The organism is Planotetraspora mira, from assembly GCF_016863275.1.
Classification (GTDB): Bacteria; Actinomycetota; Actinomycetes; order Streptosporangiales; family Streptosporangiaceae; genus Planotetraspora; species Planotetraspora mira.
In genome coordinates this window covers 248,577-268,112 of the sequence record NZ_BOOO01000008.1, presented here as the reverse complement: position 1 = coordinate 268,112, position 19,536 = coordinate 248,577, and the positions used below count along the sequence as shown (strand labels likewise).

At 65.7% G+C, this 19,536-nt stretch carries 15 protein-coding genes; 6 read left to right on the top strand and 9 right to left on the bottom strand.

Translation table 11 applies throughout. The annotated features are described in order from the left end of the window. Window positions 1-326 precede the first annotated feature (326 nt). Window positions 327-1,193 (bottom strand): NAD-dependent epimerase/dehydratase family protein, encoded by an 867-nt coding sequence (locus tag Pmi06nite_RS08510; protein ID WP_203952339.1) that lies wholly within the window; start codon window positions 1,191-1,193, stop codon window positions 327-329. 156 nt (window positions 1,194-1,349) lie between these two features. Between Pmi06nite_RS08510 and Pmi06nite_RS08505 the strand changes: the two genes are divergently transcribed. Next, window positions 1,350-2,219, top strand: coding sequence for a LysR family transcriptional regulator (locus Pmi06nite_RS08505; RefSeq protein WP_203952338.1), 870 nt, complete (start codon window positions 1,350-1,352; stop codon window positions 2,217-2,219). A gap of 23 nt (window positions 2,220-2,242) precedes the next feature. Here Pmi06nite_RS08505 and Pmi06nite_RS08500 read toward each other — a convergent pair whose 3' ends face one another. Both Pmi06nite_RS08500 and Pmi06nite_RS08495 read right to left on the bottom strand, forming a co-directional pair. Next, window positions 2,243-2,752 (bottom strand): HIT family protein, encoded by a 510-nt coding sequence (locus tag Pmi06nite_RS08500; protein ID WP_203952337.1) that lies wholly within the window; start codon window positions 2,750-2,752, stop codon window positions 2,243-2,245. Continuing rightward, entirely contained in the window at window positions 2,749-5,007 is a 2,259-nt protein-coding gene (locus Pmi06nite_RS08495) for an NACHT domain-containing protein (RefSeq protein WP_203952336.1), read from the bottom strand. The genes Pmi06nite_RS08500 and Pmi06nite_RS08495 overlap by 4 nt, the downstream gene beginning before the upstream one ends. 131 nt (window positions 5,008-5,138) lie before the next feature. Here Pmi06nite_RS08495 and Pmi06nite_RS08490 point away from each other — a divergent pair, with 131 nt between their 5' ends. Together Pmi06nite_RS08490 and wrbA are read left to right on the top strand one after the other, a co-directional pair. Beyond that, on the top strand, window positions 5,139-7,841 hold the full coding sequence (locus Pmi06nite_RS08490) for an ATP-binding protein (RefSeq protein ID WP_203952335.1): 2,703 nt from the start codon (window positions 5,139-5,141) through the stop codon (window positions 7,839-7,841). A gap of 184 nt (window positions 7,842-8,025) precedes the next feature. Then, window positions 8,026-8,658: an NAD(P)H:quinone oxidoreductase gene (gene wrbA / locus Pmi06nite_RS08485; RefSeq protein WP_203952334.1), complete on the top strand. Its 633-nt coding sequence runs from the start codon at window positions 8,026-8,028 to the stop codon at window positions 8,656-8,658. A gap of 123 nt (window positions 8,659-8,781) precedes the next feature. Here the strand turns inward: wrbA and Pmi06nite_RS08480 are convergent, their stop codons facing one another. From Pmi06nite_RS08480 to Pmi06nite_RS08465, 4 genes are all read right to left on the bottom strand, one after another. Beyond that, a complete protein-coding gene (locus tag Pmi06nite_RS08480; protein ID WP_203952333.1) occupies window positions 8,782-9,495 on the bottom strand; it encodes a ferritin-like domain-containing protein in 714 nt (237 codons plus the stop codon). Between the two features lie 434 nt (window positions 9,496-9,929). Continuing rightward, window positions 9,930-11,348 (bottom strand): B12-binding domain-containing radical SAM protein, encoded by a 1,419-nt coding sequence (locus Pmi06nite_RS08475; protein WP_203952332.1) that lies wholly within the window; start codon window positions 11,346-11,348, stop codon window positions 9,930-9,932. Then, the gene (locus Pmi06nite_RS42950) at window positions 11,335-11,904 is read right to left on the bottom strand and encodes an AAA family ATPase (protein WP_203952331.1); all 570 of its coding nucleotides are present in this window, start codon (window positions 11,902-11,904) and stop codon (window positions 11,335-11,337) included. Before Pmi06nite_RS42950 ends, Pmi06nite_RS08475 begins: the two co-directional genes overlap by 14 nt. Continuing rightward, window positions 11,901-12,692: a hypothetical protein gene (locus Pmi06nite_RS08465; RefSeq protein WP_203952330.1), complete on the bottom strand. Its 792-nt coding sequence runs from the start codon at window positions 12,690-12,692 to the stop codon at window positions 11,901-11,903. Before Pmi06nite_RS08465 ends, Pmi06nite_RS42950 begins: the two co-directional genes overlap by 4 nt. Window positions 12,693-13,946: 1,254 nt before the next feature. Between Pmi06nite_RS08465 and Pmi06nite_RS42945 the strand changes: the two genes are divergently transcribed. Beyond that, window positions 13,947-14,132 (top strand): winged helix-turn-helix transcriptional regulator, encoded by a 186-nt coding sequence (locus Pmi06nite_RS42945; protein WP_203952329.1) that lies wholly within the window; start codon window positions 13,947-13,949, stop codon window positions 14,130-14,132. A 49-nt stretch (window positions 14,133-14,181) separates the two neighbouring features. Here Pmi06nite_RS42945 and Pmi06nite_RS08455 read toward each other — a convergent pair whose 3' ends face one another. After that, window positions 14,182-14,766: a hypothetical protein gene (locus Pmi06nite_RS08455; protein ID WP_203952328.1), complete on the bottom strand. Its 585-nt coding sequence runs from the start codon at window positions 14,764-14,766 to the stop codon at window positions 14,182-14,184. Between the two features lie 189 nt (window positions 14,767-14,955). Next, window positions 14,956-15,150: a TenA family protein gene (locus Pmi06nite_RS08450; RefSeq protein WP_203952327.1), complete on the bottom strand. Its 195-nt coding sequence runs from the start codon at window positions 15,148-15,150 to the stop codon at window positions 14,956-14,958. A 181-nt stretch (window positions 15,151-15,331) separates the two neighbouring features. Between Pmi06nite_RS08450 and Pmi06nite_RS08445 the strand changes: the two genes are divergently transcribed. Together Pmi06nite_RS08445 and Pmi06nite_RS08440 are read left to right on the top strand one after the other, a co-directional pair. Beyond that, window positions 15,332-16,102: a FadR/GntR family transcriptional regulator gene (locus tag Pmi06nite_RS08445; protein ID WP_203952326.1), complete on the top strand. Its 771-nt coding sequence runs from the start codon at window positions 15,332-15,334 to the stop codon at window positions 16,100-16,102. Between the two features lie 112 nt (window positions 16,103-16,214). Next, window positions 16,215-19,502, top strand: coding sequence for a discoidin domain-containing protein (locus tag Pmi06nite_RS08440; protein WP_203952325.1), 3,288 nt, complete (start codon window positions 16,215-16,217; stop codon window positions 19,500-19,502). The last annotated feature ends 34 nt before the right edge of the window (window positions 19,503-19,536 follow it).

Below are 19,536 nucleotides of genomic sequence, written 5' to 3'. Positions count from 1 at the left end.
AGCGCAACTCATTTTATTTCCGATTTAAGCTATTTTGCGTTAATGCTCCGATTTCTAATGATCGTTGGTGGGCCGGGCACGGACTCGCCGAGGAGCACCAGGTCGAGTTTCACCACGTCAGCACCCGTGACGTGAGGCGTCGTCGTGCCCGCTCGCGAGGTCCCGCGTCCAAATGCTCTCCGACGCGGCCTGGATGGGGTGCCGCCAAGGATGGCGGCCGCGCACGCCTGTTCCGGGCTTTCGGAAATTCGTCCTGAAAAGCCCGGAAGGTCTGGCGGTGGCGTCCAAGAAATCCCGATTGTCCGAACTATTTCGCTGAGATCACCTCAGTGGCCGGACAGCTCTGCCAGCACGTCGCGCGGGACGGGCTTCCAGCCGAGTTCCGTGCGGGCCCGGGCGGAGCTGAACCGCTGGTCGAGCGCGAACGCGTCGGCGATCGGGCCCATCTGCTCCCGAGCCCGCGCGAGCGTGACGGAGGCGACCTTCCCCGGGTGCCCGGCCGCCGCACTGACGGCGTGGGCGATCTCCAGCACGGTCGGCGTCTCGTCGCCGACGCCCGCGTATCGCGTGCCGGCCTCGGCCCCGAGGGCCAGTACGTACAACTCGGCGATGTCGTCGACGTGCACGAGCGCCCACCGGTTCGAGCCGTCCCCGATGTAACGGACCTCGCCGTCGTCCCGGGCGGGGCCGGTGAAGAACGCCTCGATCAGCCCGCTCGCCCCGCCCCACACGACGCCCGGCATCACGAGCACCGGCCTGCCGCCTTCGGCCGCACGAGCGAGGACCCGCCTCTCGTTGTCCAGCCTCCAGGCGACGACCGGAGGCGGTGACAGCGGGGCGTCCTCGTCGGCGAGGCCGTCGGTTTCGCCGTAGATCCAGACGCCTCCGGTGTGCACGTACGGCCGGTCGCCGGCGCCGTCCTGCATCGCGGTGGCCGCGGCCAGATCCACTTCGGCCACGTCGGGGCCCTGGTGCTGGGCGAGATGAATGACGCCGTCCGCCCCGGCCGCGGCGCCGCGCAGGACGTCGAGGTCGGTGAGTCCGCCGGGGATGACCTCGGCCCCGAGGGCGGTCACGATTCGTGCGGCGGCGTCGCCCCGCGCGAGCGCGGTGACGGTGTGCCCGTGTTCGGTCAGCGCGCGGACGACGGCCTGGCCGATGTAGCCGGAGGCCCCGGTGACGAAGACCTTCATTTCCTGCTCCTTCAGATGGCATCCGGAAGATGGATCGGCGGACCGGCCGGATCCCGCCGTGGACGCGTGCGAAGACGCGTTCTACGAGGTCAACTGTGATGCCGAAGGGCGGTTGCCGTCCAAGACCTATATCCGGGCAGGTAATACCCTGAAGGTATGGCACACGCGGATGTCGACCTGCGAAAGCTGCGCTACTTCGTGGCGGTCGCCGAGGAGCTGAACTTCGGCCGGGCCGCCGAACGGCTGCACATCGCCCAGCCCGTCCTGTCACGGCAGATCCAGGCCCTCGAAAAGGAGCTGGACGCGCAGCTGTTCGTACGGGACAAGCGCCGCACGAGGCTGACGCCGGCGGGGGAGCAGCTGGTCACCGAGGCGGAGCTGGTGCTGGCCGGCGCGGAGGCGCTGCGCCGCCGGGTCGCCCAGGCGGCTCGGGCCGTCGACACGTTCACCGTCGGCTTCATGCCCGGCCTCACCGTCACCGGTCCGGTCCGGGCGCTGGGCGAGGCGCATCCCGGGCTCACGGTCGAGGTGCTGCGCACGAACTGGAATGACCAGGTGAGCGTGCTGCACGACGGCCGGGTGGACGTCGGCTACGTGCGGCTGCCGGTCGACTCCGCCGGGCTCGAGCTGCGTCCGCTCTTCGGCGAACGGCGGATGGCCGTCCTCCCCACCGATCATCGGCTCGCCGGCGAGACGTCGGTGAACATCGCCGATCTCGCCGACGAACACCTGCTGCAACATCCCGACTCGGTGCCGGAGTGGGGCCGGGTGGCCAGGCGGCAGCGGGAACGCGGGGAGACGCCCGTCGCGGAGACGCGCAGCGTGGAGGAGAAGCTCGAGCACGTCGCGGCAGGTCGTGGGTTCAGCATCCTGCCCGAGTCGACGGCCACCTATTACCAGCGGCCCGATGTGGTCTGCGTGCCCATCCTCGACATACCGCCGAACGAGGTGGCACTCGCCTGGGTGCCGGCCCGTCACAATCCGCTGATCGGCGAGTTCGTCGAACTCGCCGTCGCGATGCGCTGACGGTCAGCCCCCGTCCAGGACGGTCAGCCCCCGTCCAGGTGCGCCCGGATGCGGGCGGCCACCTCGGCGGCACGCTCGGGCGTCTGCGAGACGACTCCGTTCTCGGTCATCAGCGCGTAGTGCTGCTGCCGGCCGTACGGGACGCCCGGCGGGAGCGGCGCGACGTGCCAGTGCAGGTGCGCGTTGCCCTGCCCGCTGCCGAGCGACAACAGGTAGGTGCGCTCGGTGGGGACGCTCGCCTCGACCGCGAGGGCGACGCGGCGGACGAGCGCCATCAGCGCCAGGTAGTCCCGGTCGTCGAGGTCGCGGACGACGTGCTCGATGTGGGGCTTGGGCGCCACCAGCGTCTTGCCGACCATCGTGGGATGGCGGTCGAGGAACGCGATGTGCCGCTCGTCCTCGTAGACCACCTCGTGCCGGTAGCCGGAGTCGCCGGCGACGAGGGAACAGATGAAGCAGGGACCCTGCCGGGCGCGCAGCTCGTAGGCGGTCACGTCGAACGGCACGCGCCGATCGGGAACCGGATCGTTCATGACCTCTCGACCTCCCGGGTGTCGTGGGGCGAGGCCGGAGCGTTCCCGGCCGTGCCGTACCGCTGGTGGAGCTGAGCGAGGCGATCCTGAAGCTTGGCGTGGCGGAACTGGTAGACCGGGCCCGCCTGGCGGAGCAGGCCCATCCGGTGGGCGTCCTCCAGGAGGCTCATCAGCCGCCGCGGCGTCCGGCCCCGGAGGCGGAGCATCGACACGGCGACGAAGTAGATCGAGCTGGCGCCGGTGAACCCGAAGGTGAGCGTGAAGACCACCCCGCCCGCGATCCCGAAGGCGACCCCGGCCTCGACTCCCCGCAGAAGCCCGGAGAACCCGTTCACCAGCGTTCCGGCGATTCCGAAGGCGAGACCGAGCGCCAGCCCGAAGGTCAGCGACCGTCCGTACACCAGCTGGAGATCGCGCCGCAGGGTGATCAGCGGGGCCTGCGGCCGGTCGCTCGTCAGCGGGGTCGTCACCCACCGGTTGAGGCCGAGGGTGAGCCCTCCGACGGTCCCGACGACCAGTCCGAAGAAGATGAAGTCCCCGACCTCCGAGCTGATGCCGGCGACGCGCCACAACGCGAATGCGGCGAGCATGCCGACGGGCAGCACGAGGACCAACCCCAGTGTGAGCTGCCCGGCGAGCCGCCGGAGATGGCCGCCCAGCCGCAGGTTCGCGTAGGCCGGCTCGAGCGTGGAGCCCTTCAGCCGCTCCAGGATGAACCCGCCGGTGAGACCGCCCACCAGTCCGCCCACGGGACCTCCGGCGAGGCCGAACAGGAGTGCGTTCCACAGGCTGCCCTCGTGCGGGCTCCGGAGGGCGACGATGGCGTCGCTGGTCAGCCCGACCGTCAGGCCGACCGTGAGTCCCACGGTCACGCCGCCGACCAGGGTGCTCCAGCGCCGGGACACGGCGCGGTGCAGGTGCCACCACCGGAAGTCCCGGGTGCCGGTCGCGGACATGTGATGGGCGACGAAGGACAGCCAGCGTCTGGCGTCCTCGGGGTCCCACGCGCGGTGCGGCCGGAACGGGTGGTCGTGGTCGTGCGGGTCGGCGGGGTCGTGGTCGGGCGGAGTCGCCGCGAAGGTGGCCTGAACGAGGTTGTCGAGAAGGTGCTCGGTGACGGCCTCGGCCGTCGGAAAGCGCGCGGTGTCGCACAACGCGGCGGGGTCGGCGTGGGTCTCGATGTAGACCTTGCCCAGCAACCACAGCGCGAGCGGGGTGGACAGGGCGTCGGCGAGGGGTCCGTCCGGATCGTTCTTGAGGGCGGACAGCAGGCCGGTCCAGTCGGCCGCCTGCCGTGGTGCCAGGCGGTTGCGGACGTACGCGATCACATCGGCGTTCTTGACGGGACGGGGCTCGATGACGGCCCCACCGGCGAGCACGTCGCCGCCCGGGAGGCTGACGGCGGTCAGGTACTCCCTCGTGCGGCAGGTAAGGATCACCGCCTCCGTGGTCGGGGCCGCGTTCAACGCGGTGATCACCCTCGGCTGCACCTTGTCGGGCAACTCGTCCAGACCGTCGAGGACCGGCAGGATGCGCCGGTGCGCGACGAGGCCGCGCGCGGCGTCGGGCCCGAAGTCGGGGGCCCGGAGTGCGGAGTAGTTCTCGCGGAGCCGCCTGACCAGCCACGCGTGCACGGACTCGGCCTCCGGATCCCAGCCCGACATCGACAGCAGCACGGGAACGGGGTCGCCGGCCTGGGGATCCTCCAGGAGCTCCCTGAGCAGCAACACGGCCAAAGTGGTCTTGCCCATTCCCGGCTCGCCCAGAATCACCAGACGGCGCCGGGCGAGCTTGCGGAAACGACCGGCCATCTCCGGCATCCGGTCGGTGCGCCCGTCGAACCGCACGCGGCCCAGTCCGAACCAGGAGCGGAGGAACCTCGGCCGGTCGACCCGGTCGTCCTGGTCCATGACGTCGAGGCCGGAGATCCGCCAGCGGACCGGCAACGGGGACGGCTCGTCGAGCTCGCGGATGAGGATCTCCTCACGCCACTGGGCGCGCACGAGCACCCGCAGCGCCTGCTCCGCCCGGTCGACCTGGTCGGGGGTGCTCGTCCTGCCGGGCCGCCGCTCCCGCCACGTGCCGACCACCGGGGGGATCAGCGCCAGGACGCCGAGGGCGACGCTGGCGAGTTGCGCCCAGTTTGCGGCCTTGTCCGACTCGGACAACTCGGCCAGGGCGTAGCTGATCGCGATGATGACCGCCACGGCTGCGACCGGGACCGCGACGCGTCGCCACCCGGGCAGGCCTCTCATTCCCCCATGGTGACAGCGTTGAAGATTCACCGCGGAAATTGGCCGCATTAGGACAGTGCGGTCGATGTTGTCGAATTATGGGCCTGATCTGCAAAAACGTGGGATACGGCTCGCGCCGGGTAACCTCAATCGTGCTGTACGGGAGAGATCGGGAGACGGCGGAGCTCGACCGTCTTCTCGACGCGACTCAGCGGGGGCGGGGCGACGCGTGCGTGCTCTGGGGCGATCCAGGCATCGGCAAGACGGCGTTGCTTCGGTACATCGAGGGCCGGGCCGAAGGCCTCGCCGTCCTGAGCAGCAGGGGAACGCGGTCGGAATCCGCCATGGCCTTCGCCGCCCTGCACGAGCTGCTCTGGCCCGTGCTCGATCGCGTGGACGCTCTTCCCGCACCCCAGGCGGCGGCGCTGCGTGCCGCCCTCGGCCTGGGCGAGGGCAGGACCGACGGCCTTCTGCTCGGCGCGGCCACGCTGACTCTGCTTTCGGAACTGGCACGCAGGCGGCCGGTCCTGATCCTGGTGGACGACGCCCAGTGGATCGATCCGGAGTCGGCGAGCTGTCTGGCCTTCGTCGCCCGGAGGCTGCGCACGGAGCCGATCGCCCTGGTGGCCGCCCACCAGGGTGACCCGGCCGACGGCCGATGGAGCGGCGTTCAGGGACTCCGTGTCGAGCCGTTGGACGAGGCCGCCGCTCGTGAGTACCTGCGAGCCGAGCATGCCGAGCTCACCGAGCCGGCCGCCAAGGCGGTCCTGCGCTCCGCCCACGGCAATCCGCTGGCGCTGCATGAGTTCTCCGGGATGACCGACGTGGACCCTGCCGAGGGGGACACGCTGTCCCCGGGGCCGCGGCTGCGCCAGGCGTTCCTGGCCACAGTCGCGTCCCTTCCCCGAGCGGTGAGGACCCTGCTCCTCCTGATCGCCGCGGAGGACCGCGGCGACCTCGGTACGGTGAGCACCGCCGCCACCGCGCTCGAGATCGGTGCCGAGACGTGGGACCAGGCCATCGCGGGCCGGTTCCTCGACCTGTCGGGTACGCGGGTGAGTTTGCGGCATCCCCTGATCCGCGGCGTGATCTACGAGGCGGCGCTCCTTCCGGAACGGCAGGCCGTCCATCGAGCACTGGCCGCCTCGCTCACGGGCAGGGACGACACGGACCGCCGGGCCTGGCATCTTGCCGAGGCGACGCTGGAACCGGACGCGGAGGTAGCCGACCTTCTGCACCACTCGGCGCAGCGTGCCTTGGCCCGGGGCGGGTGCGCGACGGCCTCCAGAGCGCTGCGGCGTTCGGCCGAGTTGACACCCGACGCGGCGCAGGCGGGCGGCAGGTACGCCGTGGCCGCGCGCGCCGCCTGGGAGTCGGGGGAGCCTGAGTGTGCCCGTGACCTGCTCACGCGGGCGCGAAGCCGGGCCCCTGAGGCCGTGGTCGCGACGCTCAGCAGGGGGCTGCGGGGTCTGCTGGAGTTCGTCCACGGTGAGCAGGCGCGCGCCCATGGGCTGCTGCTGGCCGACGCGGTGATCGTCGAGGATCCTCGGCTCGCTGTGCAGCTCGCGGGCCTCGCGCTGCGAGCGGCGTGGAACATCGACTCACCTGAACACTGGGCTCGGGCACTGGGCGTCCTGGACGGATTGCCCGCGACGGGGGACGAACAGGTCGATCTGCTGGTCAAGAGCGTTCGCCATTGGTGGTTCGAGGAGGCGTCACCCGGCGGCCAGGCCACATCGGAGGTCACACAGGGAAACGACCTCGATCTGATCACCTGGCTGCTGCCCCCCGCTCCGATCGCCGTCGCCTGGGGGCTGGAGGAGCAGGCACGAGTCTGCTACCAGGGAGCCGCCGACCGGTCGAAGGAGACGGGGATGCTGTCCGCGCGGGCCTTCCTGCTGGCGCAGCTCGGCACGGTCGAGTTGGTGAGCGGTCAATGGGCGGAAGGACGGCTCAACGTGAGCGAAGGACTCCGGCTCGGTGAGGACATGGGGGCGGAGAGCGTGGTCGCTCAGGCCATGACCGTGGTGGGCTGGCTCAGGTCCACAACCGAAGGGGAGACCGCCGCGGAAGGGCTGATCCGCGATGTGCGGCGGAGCAGGTCAAGCAGGTCGTCCCGGGCGCTGATGAGCTCGTCCTACTGGCACCAGGGGGTGGCGGCGCTCGGCGCGGGACGTGCGGAAGACGCCTCGGACCTGCTGGACAGATTGATCACGCCGGGCGGCGAGGCGGCGCATTCGACCTTCGCGGTGCTGGCGGCGGCGGACGCGGTCGAGGCCGCGGTACGCGCGGGACGCCCGGACGGCGCCTCGGAGTGGGTGCGGCTCATCGAGGAGTGGGCGGAGCGGAGCGGGGCCGCCTGGGCGAGGGGCGCGGCCTTCCGCTGCCGGGCGTTGACGGCCGGACGCGCGGAGGCGGAGGCTCTTTACCCGCTGGCGCTGGCCGGATACGCCGAGGCCGGCCGGCCGTTCGACCACGCCAGGACCGAGCTTCTCTACGGCGAGTGGTTGCGCAGAGCCCGCCGCAGGGCTCAGGCCAGAGGACATCTGCGTGCTGCCAGAGAGACCTTCGCCCGGCTGGGGGCGCGTGACTGGCTGGCCCGGGCGACGACGGAGCTCGAACTGGCCGGCGAGGCGGGCATTCAGGCGGAGCAGGCCTCCGGTCCCGCCCCCTTGACGCCGCAGGAGACACGGATCGCCAGGCTCACCGCGCAGGGGCTGACCAACAGGGAGATCGCCGCCTCCCTGTTCATCAGCCCCCGGACGGTCGGCCATCATCTGTCCAGCGTCTTCCTCAAGCTGGGCATCACCTCGCGCGCCGAACTCAGGGAACTCGCCGCCACGCTGAGTGAATGACGGCCCGCCTGCCGTACGCGCTCGGCGGCGCTTGGTGGCGCTCGGTGGCGCTCGGCGGCCGAGAGCCGACGCCATGACCGACGCCATGACCGATGCGATGACCGATGCGATGACCGATGTGCGCTCCGACGGCCCGGCCTACGTTCTCATTTTGGTTTGGACCGAAATGAGAGAGAGATCAGCCATGTCCTTGAATGAGGCCGTCCGAGTAGCCGTCGTCTACTACTCGTCGACGGGAACGGTCTTCGAGCTCGCGAAGGCCGCCGCCACGGCCGCGGAGAAGGCGGGCGCCGAGGTGCGGCTGCGCAAGGTGCGCGAGCTGGCACCCGCCGAGGCCATCGCCTCAAACCAGGGATGGAGCGACCACGCGGCCGCCACGCAGCACATCGTGGAGGCGTCCCTGGACGACCTGGTGTGGGCCGATGCGATCATGTTCGGCACGCCCACCCGCTACGGACTGCCGGCGGCGCAGCTCAAGCAGTTCATCGACACCGCGGGCAGCCTGTGGGCGCAGGGCAAGCTGATCGACAAGATCGGCTCGTCGTTCACCTCCAGCGGCACCCGACACGGTGGGCAGGAGACGACGATCGTCGCGCTGAACAACACCTTCTACCACTGGGGATCGATCATCGTCCCGCCCGGTTACGCCGACCCGATCCAGTTCCAGATGGGCAACCCCTACGGCACCAGCCACACGTCCAACAACGCCGAGGTTCCGCCCGGCGAAATCGAGCTGGCCGCGATGGAGTTCCAGACTCGCCGTGTCGTCGAGACCGCGGCCACGTTCAAGCGTGGACGCGAGGCCCGGTTCGTGTGATGTGAGGCCCCGGTTCGGGCGCCCAGGCGCCTGCGCGGGCAGGGCGAGAGGGAGACGGTCCAGATCAGGCTTGACGGCGACCGTTCCTTCATCGAAGCGGAGGCGGACGGCAGGCCCTGTTCATCAGGGCGGTGACATCACGTTCGCGACGACGGCACGGAAGCCCGCCATGATCTCGCAGGCGAAGGCAGTACGGGAAACCCCTACCCCGCGCAGGGCGTGACCGTGGTCGAGCACGACCACGGTCACCACGCCGGCCAGCAACAACCACCACAGGACGGAGGCGGCCGCCCGCGACAGACGGGAGAACCCCTGGAAGGACCGCCGCAGCCGGTCGCAGTGAAACGGCACATGGCGAAGCTCGTCCGCGAGGATCCGGCCCGCCACCTCCGTGGCGAGGGGGTCGCGAACGCCGTCGTGCACAGCCCGGTAGTAGCCGAGAGCGACCACCTCGGCGAGCATCAGAACCATCAACTCCGTGCGCAGGCCGAGGAGCCGCCGCAGCCGGACGAAGACGGTGTCGGTCCAGTGGCCCGCGATCGTCGCCGCGCCCGCCGCCACGAGCAGGCGGCCCAGCAGGCGGGCGTGCTCACGCTCCTCCGCCACGAACAGGCGGACCGCGTCCGCGTACACGGGGTCGGCCGCCAGGTCGGCCTTTCCCATGAGAGCGCCGCCGTCGCCATCCTCTCCCACCTGGAACCGCTGAAGGCTTCGCACCAGGGCAGGCGCCAACTGCGCGCCCTGGCCCCAGTCGGGGTCGCCCCATGTCTGCCGGAGAAGCGCCGCGCCTTCGAAGTCGCGTAGCCAGGCAGTGAACTCGCCGGTTTCGACCGTCATGGCCCCCGAACCTACGAAACCGATGTGCAGATTCCTGGGGTGGGTTTGTAGAGGTTCGGCGTCCATGCGGTGCGTGGCGCATCGACACGAGGCTGCATGCGCGAGAGCAGATTCCAGGGCTCGGGGGAGGGGTCGTTGGCGATGTGCTCGTTCGGCAGCAACTTCAAGGAGAGCGTCGTTGAACGGGGCGCCAACCAGGCCGTTCGCGCATGTCGTCCCTGATGCTTAGGTCAGGTCTCCACGGTATGAGGGGAGAGCCCTAAGGGCCTGGTGGCGGCCTGCCTTTGCACATCGGAGCCGGTTGCTCGCCGGCACGCCCGGTCGATAGGCCCAGCAGGGCGTGGCAGCGGCTGACGTCGCTACTGATCCTGCGTCGCCAGGAGCGTCACGATCTCGTCGATCGCCGCCATATCGTCTGGATCCAGGCTTCACGATCAGCTAGCAGGACGACTGAACGGCAAGGTATCTGAAGCTGTTGCTGCTGCGATTCTATTGAAGTCTTCCCAGCTAAGACTTCGAGGAAAGTAACTGAAGGACTTGAGGTCAAAATAATCCCGGCTGGACATGAACATTCGAGAGAGCTCAAGTGAGGCTTCGACCGCATCATCGTGAGTCATTTCCTTACTCAAATGCATCAGACCGTACCCCTCTCGACGTAGGCTGCCTTCTTCCACGGGTCGTGCGCCTAATGACAGGAGTTCATGCAGATATTGATCCGGGTCGGCGTCCGATCGATACATGATAAGAGGACTTACCGACAGCCCCTTTATGCACTGACGATAATGGTTCAACCACAGAGTTGTCTCCTCGATACTGCTGCGCGTCTCTCCTGCGTAGAGCAGGATGTTCACCTTTGCCCAAACGCCGGCGTCGTGGCAGGCTTCTAGAAGTTCCCCCGCCTTCTTCAGATATCGTTCCGGATTCCGGGTCTTACCCATGGCCATGAGTTGTGTCGGGCTACCGGATTCGAGGCCGAGATCAATCACTCGGAGACCTGCGGCGGCCAGCTTGGTTATATCGGATGGGGGCCATGTGTCGACTCTCGTCTCGCAGCGCCATTGGATGTCGAGACCACTCGAGCAATATACATCTCTAAAGGCCTCTATCCAGGGCCGTGTTGGCCTGAAGTACGATGCCTCAAAGTACGGATGGATAGAAGCCGACCCATACAGATTTGCGTAACGGCTCAACTCGGCTGCCGTCGATTCTGGATCACGCATCGCTTCAAGTTTTACGTCGCGTTCGACGCAAAAGGAACAGCTGAAACCGCACCCTCTGGACATCTCTAGACTCGGATGGTATTCCTTGAAGTCTTTCATCAGCAGGTAATTAAGTTTTGGAAGATTCTGAAGTGGTGGCTCCGGCGTGCGATCGCGGGAGCCGCTGCTGGACGGCATCCCATGCCATGAGGATTGCCCCTGAAGTAACTGTAGGATGCGCCCTTCGGCTGTGCCATAGACAAAAAGGTCTACAGCAGGTAATCGAGCTTCCGCCCAAGACGCGTGTGGGCCGAGCACCCATCGCCCTCCGGCAACGATTGCAGACTTCGGGAACCGTTGCTTTATGCCGCGGGAAAAAAGGTCCGCCCACTCCAGGCAAAAACTGCTCGGCAACGACAGCATTATCGGCTGAGTGGTTCGTAATAGACCGGACGTCTCTAGATCATCAATTAGGTCCTCAGGGTGAGTGAAGCGTCCATGTACAACCTGAGCTGAATAGCCGGCTTCGTCTATTATTGATGCGAGACCCAACAACCCGTAGTTCAGGTAGAGATTGAGGCGGTGGATTTCGTTATCCGCCTTCTTGGGCTTGAGCATTCCCGCTGACACGAGAAGGACCTCATTGTGATGCACTGATTCTCCTCAGGTGTCGGAGTACAGTCTCAATTCGTTCGGTATGGCTTGGAGTCGCCAAGGTCACGTAATTTATCTTCCAAGCCTCCAGTAGAGAATGTATCCGTCGATCCACCCGTCTATGAAAATCCAAATCTTCAGATCGCCAGCCGTCCGACTGGAACGGGACGACATCAAATGGCAGATAGAAGTGGATCTCGTAAGACTTCGCCTCCATCTCGCAGGGATCCATGAGAATTCTTTGCTCGAATTGAGAACACCCCAATGTGTCACGCTCCATCCAATATGCAGCGATGTCCACGAATGATCTTTCGGTTACGAAGCTACTTCTGCCCCGCTCGCCGTATAGTTTGCGTATGAAATACGTGAGTTGAAAATACCGAGTCTCTTCCGGCGTCATCGGATCCATGGAATGAAATCCTAAATTTTGCAGAATATGCCTAGCATCCACGGTGTGATGGACCGAGACATATTCACTGAACGTAGGATCTTGAAGTAACGCTTCAACGAGGGTGGTTTTCCCGGTGGACGTAGACCCTGTAAAGGCGATCCTCATTTGACGCCACCCGCTTCCCAATAGACGGTACTGTGCTCCTTGCTACCCAATAGATGCGAGAGGTGGTGCAGTATGGCTTCTCCTATGCGTCCATCGGTGGCACATCGGATCGTGGGGTTGTTCGTACTGTCGGGCCCAGCGAGGAAGGGAAAGAAGAACACTTGATCATCCACTACCAGGCAAGTGAAGTTCGCTACATGCGCTATTTCAAATATGCGTATATGTCCGATAAGGGGAGTGAGCGGTTCGATCGCACTCCGGATCTGATCCTGTCTCCTGCGAACTGTTTGCGTTAGATCGTCATCCTGAATGTGCTTCCCCTCGAGGTGGCTCTGCAATGAAAGCAGACTGATCGGGGCGGTTGACCCTTCATATGATTGAGGCCTCAAAATTGAAGCCTCTGGGTCCCAAAAAGCAACGATCACGTCGAGCGGGCGCTTCACCATGCGCTCACAAATGGCAGGCAAGTGTTGGATCACGAAATGCCCATTCGTCATTCCGATTGCCCAGATTCGAGTTTCTGCATTAGATATTAATTTACGATATAGCTCGGTTACGCGATCATCTCCTCTTTGGTTATGGACATCCAAGATCCCCTGCTCGTGGACGAGTCGTCGGTAGAGCTCTTGCTCTACATTCTTTTCGGTAACATTTATGGCGCGCACGGTAGACTCAATGAACAGGAATAGCGCGGCGGCGAATATGGAGCCCACGACACTTAGCCACGTTGCTTTGCTTAAGCCGAACAGATCGTTGCGATCGGATAGCTCGACGAGCAGCAAAAGCAAGAACGAAATAAAAGAGGTGAGAGCTATTGCAGTGACGCGAACGTGCCGTATTAGGCCTCTGAGACTTAACCAATAAGAATCGAGGAAAAACCTGGCAACTTTAGATCGAGGAACTGGCACCACGGCCTCACCTTCTAGTTGTGGCCTGCAGGTCGAATTGAGTCTAGGCCCGGAGGCCAAGGCTGTACAGGCGCATACGCTTGGAAATCTGTCATAATCGATCTCACTCGAGGGCGGCGTCATCAAGAGAAGTCTTCATGCCTCTTAGTGCCCTAGAGCATCGCCTGGTAGTCAATGCCCGCCTAACTCCTACCGGCATGGGGTTAGGCGCCGCATAACGTAAGAAGCGTGGGACTGCAAGTTCATGAAGCGATTTCAACAAGGCTGTCTGAGGCATTAAGCCGCTTCTCGTCCTCCTCGCGGACTTGGAGAACGTGATGGTTTGGGCGATCTGAGGACAGCAGGAGTTCGGGCAGGTGAAGGTTGGCGGCATGCTGAGCCTCTCCTGAGGACCAAGGGCATGCCAGTCGACCAAAGCGACTCCACGAAACCGGAAACATCAGATCCTCCATAGCCCGTATGTCCGGTGTCCCCCATGATCCACCGATGAAACGGCCAACTGTCCTGTAAGTCGTATATAGAAGGGCCCAGGAGCAGTCGCTCGGGGCCTTTCGGTAGTGCTGCGGGTGGATCAAGCGATCATGGACAGGGGCGATTTGTCCACGGATGGGTCGCGCAAGAGTCCTCGGGACGGCGTGGACGCACCTCCGAGGCCAGTTTGGAGCCCGGTAGCCTCTGGTCCCGCTAATCCGCTGCTCCCCACGCGGGTTGCGCGCGACTGGTCATCACCCGAGGCGCCCGCAGCCCAGTGGAGATCCGCCCTGCGCACCCCGCCCCAGAAACCCATAAGGGCTACCGGCATCCGTGGCGTTGTGGTCGACTTTCATCATGGACGCAGTTCTCAGCGGCACTTTTGCCATCGTTGGCACTCTGTTGGCCAAAGCGAATTGTCGTAGCGGGCCGACAGGTTGAATGCCTTCCATATGAGGTGGTACCTCGAAGATCATCCCGCGCAGGTCCCGTGTTCTAGAGATCACTCATGTGTGCTCTCAGAGGCCTGCGTGAGCGGGTCTATGTTCTCCGGGACTAGCCAGTGATCGTGGCCACCGCTGTCATGGGATAAGGAGGATTGGCAATAAGAAGCCGGAAGCGGCACAGCAATCCTCGCCTGCGGGTCATCGTGGGGCATACGACATGCCTCACCGGACAGTGCCGCCATTACTTGTTGTCGTACCAAAGGTCCCGCCCCAGGTCGAGTACGGCATCACTCGAGCAGGGCGGGAGCTATTCGGCATCGTCAACACTGTCGTGCGCTGGACCGATGAAAACCTCGAAGCAGTTCACGCCGCCCGCGCGGTGTACAAGACCACCGACGGCTGACCGAACGGTGTGTACGGTGGCCCCGTACACCTACTTCGGCGGCAACTGATCAGCCCCAGCGCTTGGCGTGCAGCCGCAGGAAGTCGTCAAGGCTGGTCTGGCAGAAGACGTAGTCGCTGTCCAGCCGTTCCCGGCTGAAGCGTTCCGGTGACTCGCGGCGCGCGCTCATCCCCATCGTCGTCCAGAACGCCGAGTCCGGCATCTCATCGTCATCATCGAGGAATTTGGCGGCCTCGGACGTAGTGTCGCGCGCGAGCTTCCAGCCCGACACGATGCCCTGATACTTTTCGCCGTCGGTGGGATCCATGGCGAAGAACAGGCCCTCCCGCAGAGCGCGGCGCGCGTACACCGCGCTGATCTGCAGCCACTGGCCCGCGTCGATGACCTCGGACACTCCCCAGCCGAATGTCAGCGCGTCGCGTCTCGCCTCGGCCTCGGTCTCGTACCGTACGCAGATCGCGATTGGCGGAGCCCCGCCACCCGGCTCTTCGAAGCGGAGCGTCCAGGCGTTGGGTCCTTCAATCAGTGCCGTCAGTGCCTGGTGGTTGCGCGCCGCGTCCTCGCGGCTCCCGTCCGCGGAAAGAGTGAGGCTGATGTAGAGATGCGCCTCGACGAGCGTCCTCGCGTACCGCATCTTCTTCCGCCCCTTTCGCAAGTCGACCCGCGGGGACTGATCGCTCCCGCATGAGCCGGCGGATCTTCGCTCCGATCACGCTATCGGGCGGACGGCGACCCCGCGCGGCGAGTTTTACCCCGGCGATGTAGGAGTGCGCGGGCAGTACAGCCGGCAGATCGGCCGCGATTCCTGTCGCCAGGCGGCGTTTCAGAGCATCCATACGTAGCGGGAGGTGGTGGTGAAGTGCTCCCGGGCGCGGAAGCGTTGACCGTGGGTGGCTTCGTCGCCGGCGCGGTCGACCAGGGAGACCATCCGGCGGACCACGCTCTGGAACGCCTCGTCGCCGTTGATGCGATCCGCAGTGAACCTGGTCACCACGATGATCAAACCGCTGGCGCGCATCTTCTGGACTAGAGGGTAATAGATCTGGTCAATGAGTGTCTGTTTTGCCGGGTATGTGCATATATGTCTGCTATCACAGGAGGATGCTCAAGATTCTTGGCAGACCCTTCTTCTGTTTGCGGACCCATGGGTGCATACTCTCCTGAAATAGAGCAGATCTATCGATCCGAGGAGTGGCCCGATGACGGCAGGTATGGAGAGACTCGGCGACGGCGAACATGCCGGCGACTCCGACCGCTACCGTCCCGGCTATGAGCTGGTCGCGGAGCAGTTGCTGGCCTACATAGCCGAGCACCACCTGCGGCCCGGCGACCGGCTCCCCACGGAGAAGGGGCTCGCCGAGATCCTCGGCGCCACCCGCAACGTGACGAGAGAAGCGGTCAAGGTGCTCGCCGCGATCGGCAGGCTCAGTGTCCGCAAGGGCGCCGGCATCTTCGTCGCCTCCTCAGATGCGCCCGCCAGCCCCGCCGACGAGGAACTGGCGCACTTCCAGCCCACCGACCTGCAGCACGTGGTGATGCTTCTGGACTACCGCCGGTTGATAGAGGGGGAGACGGCCGCGCGTGCGGCGACCCTGGCCACACCGATCCAGGTGCGTTCGCTCCGGGAGCATGCCGAGCAGTCCATGTCGGCCGCTAACCAGGCCGACGCCAAGGGTTTCGCCGATGCCGACGAGCTCTTCCACAACGCGGTCAGCACCGCGGCGCAGAACGTGTTCCTCCAAGCCGCCGTCGCGAACATTCGCAAGTTCGCGCTGCAGTCTGACGTGCTCCTGTTCCACGGCGACGTGCCTGGATCGCTCGAAGTGGCCGGCGCGCAGCACGTCCGCATCGCCGAGGCGATCGCGGCCGGCGACCCCGAGACGGCCGCGAAGCTGATGATCGAGCACGTCGAAACCACACGTGACCAGTTCGAACGCCGGATCCGCGACCGGCTGGTCACCCGCACATAACCCGGTCACCCGGGTTCCGTTCCAGCCGATCCGTTCGGCTCACTTCAGTCCTCGGCCGGAGGACTGCCGCGTGATCACCCCTCCAGTTCCCGCACGCGTTGATTGGGATTCAATGTCGGCATTATCTGCGTCATTTCGTGCTGCCCGTAGAGCGTTCACTGCGGCGGCCGGGCTCGCCCTGGCCGTCACCGCACTGGTGCCCGCCGGCTCCGCCTGGGCCGCGGACGCGCATTCAGCGGACGTCAGCGTCTATGTCTCGCCGGTGACCGGCCGGGACGGCAACTCCGGGGCCAAGGCCTCTCCGTTCAAAACCCTCGACCGTGCCAGAGACTACGTCCGGGGCATTTCCAAGCGGGCAAAAGGTGACATCGATGTCGTGCTGGCCGACGGCGATTATCCGATCACGGATACCTTCACGCTGACCAGCGCCGACTCGGGCAAGAACGGACACCGGATTACCTACCGGGCCGCTCCCGGGGCCCACCCGGTGCTGGATGGCGGCAGCCAGGTGAGCGGGTGGGTGTTGTCGGATCCAGCCCGCAACATCTACAAGGCCCACGTCGGCGGCATCGACACGCGCCAGCTGTACGTCGACGGGGAGCTGGAAACACGCGCCCGTACCGGCGACAACCCGCCCGGCTTCTCCAAGACCTCGACCGGTTACGCGATCACCGACCAGAGCCTGCAGCATTTGAAGAACCAGTCGGCGATCGAGGTGGACAGCCGCTGGGGCTGGATGCAGTACCGGTGCCCGGTGCAGAGCATCACCGCGACCGCGATGACGATGCAACAGCAGTGCTGGCACAACGCGAACCTGCACCAGGGGCAGGAGATCCAGACGCCGAGCTGGCTGGAGAACGCCTACGAGTTCCTGGACACCCCCGGTGAGTGGTACCTGGACAAGACCACAGGCGACCTCTACTACATGCCCAAGTCCGGGCAGGACCTGTCCACCGCGAGGGTGACCGTGCCGCGGGTGCAGGACTTGGTCGACCTGGACGGCGACATCGATCATCCGGTGAGCAATGTCGGCTTCGAGGGGATCACCTTCTCTTACGCCACCTGGCTGGCGCCCAGCTCGGCGGACGGCATGGTGGAGGGGCAGGCGGGTTTCCGGATCGTCGGCACGGACAACCCCGACTTCGACTCCACGCGGCTCAAGTGGGTCAAGACGCCGGGAGCGGTGAACGTCACCTACGGCCATGGCATCTCCTTCGCCGGTAACACCTTCACCCACCTCGGCGCGGTCGGGCTGAACCTCAACACCGGTTCCCAGGGCACGGTGATCAACGGCAACGTGTTCAAGGAGATCGCCGGCACCGGCGTGCAGGTCGGCGGGACCGACGTGATCGACGCGCACCCGGACGACGCGCGGTCGATCACCAAGAACAACAGGGTCACCAACAACGTGGTGACGAACGTGGCCGACCAGTACGGCGGTTCTCTGGGCATCTTCGCCGGTTACACCGATCACACCGTGATCAGCCACAACAAGGTCTACAACCTGCCCTACAGCGGGATCTCGGTCGGCTGGGGCTGGGGCCTGACCGACAAGGGCGGCGACACCAACTACCCGGGCAACTCCGGCGTGCCGGTCTGGGACACCCCCACCACGGCGAAGAACAACATCATCACCGACAACCGGGTCTTCGACATCATGAAGCACCAGGCCGACGGCGGGGCGATCTACACGCTGAGCTCCAACCCGGGCAGCGTGATCTCGGGCAACTACATCTCCGACATCCCCACGCCCGCCTACGGTGCGATCTACCACGACGAGGGCAGCCAGTACTTCCACACGACACAGAACGCGTTCTGCAACGTGGCCTACCAGTGGCTGCTGATGAACCACGGGCTGAACATCGACGCGGAGTACAACTACACCACGCAGCCGCAGTATTCGACGCAGGCCAACACGTTGAACTCCACGGTCGCCGACAACACGACGGTCGACGGCTGCCAGCAGTTGCCCGCGTCCATCGTGGACAACGCGGGTCTGCAACCGAACTACCGTCACCTCGACCCGGACCAGCCGTCCGCCGACCACTCCGCGCCGTCGGTTCCCGGCACGCCCTCCGCGGTGACGGCGTTCCCGACCGTCGCCCAGCTGAGCTGGCCCGCCTCGCAGGACAACGTCGGCGTCACCGGCTACTCCATCTACCGCGACGGCGAGCTGGTCAGCGCCTCCAAGGGCCCGCAGGCACGCGTCACCGGCTTGATCGCAGGACGGAAGTACACCTTCACCGTGACCGCGCGGGACGCGGCGGGCAACCAGTCACGCACGAGCAAGAAGCTCACCGTGACGATGCCCTCCGGCACCGACCTGGCGCTGAACAAGCCGGTGACGGTGTCCTCGTATTCGGAGCCGAACATCCCGTCGCTGGCCGTCGACGGTGATCTGTCGACCCGGTGGGCGCAGGGGCTCGGCCTTCCCGACCCGTCGTGGATCCAGGTCGACCTCGGTGCGCAGTACAACGTCAGCGGCGTCATCACCACCTTCGAGAAGTCGAGTGGGTACAAGTATCGGCTGGAGGTCTCGACCGACCAGAGCCACTGGGTGACCTTCGACGACCACACCGCCACGAGCACGAACACCTCGGCGAACTACTCCTCACTCGCCCAGCCGATCGCCGGCCGCTATGTGCGGCTGACCGTCACCGGGTCCAACTTCAACGGCGGCAGTATCTACGAACTGCAGGTCTACGGCGCTCCACTGGCTACGGGAACCGACACGCAGGCCCCTGTCCTGTCCGGAAAGCCGTCGGCGAACGTGCTGCTGCCCAGCGCCCTGGACCTGAGCTGGCCCGCCGCGACGGACGACACGGGGATCGCGGGCTACACGGTCACCCAGGACGGTAGGCAGATCGCGCTGACCGGGCAGACGACACTGCGCGTGTCCGGGCTGACCCCCGCGACCGCGTACACGTTCTCGGTCACCGCACAGGACGCGGCCGGCAACACCTCCACGCCGAGTCAGCTGACGCTGACCACCCCGGCGGACAACGATCTCGCGTTGAAGAAGCCGGTGACGGTGTCCTCGTATTCGGAGCCGAACATCCCGTCGCTGGCCGTCGACGGTGATCTGTCGACCCGGTGGGCGCAGGGGCTCGGCCTTCCCGACCCGTCATGGATCCAGGTCGACCTCGGTCAGGTCACCTCCGTGAAGAGCATCGTGACGACGTTCGAGCTGACCAACGGCTACAAGTACCGGCTCGAGTACTCACAGGACGGAACGGCGTGGTCGACGTTCGACGACCACACCGCCACGGCCACCACGGACCGGACCAACCCCTCCTTCGCCCCGGCGCCGGTGCAGGCGCGGTATGTCCGGCTGACCGTCACCGGGTCGAACTGGAACGGCGGCAGCATCTACGAACTGCAGGTCTACGGCGGTTTCTGAAGCAGGCCCGGGGCGAACGGCGCCCCCTGAACAG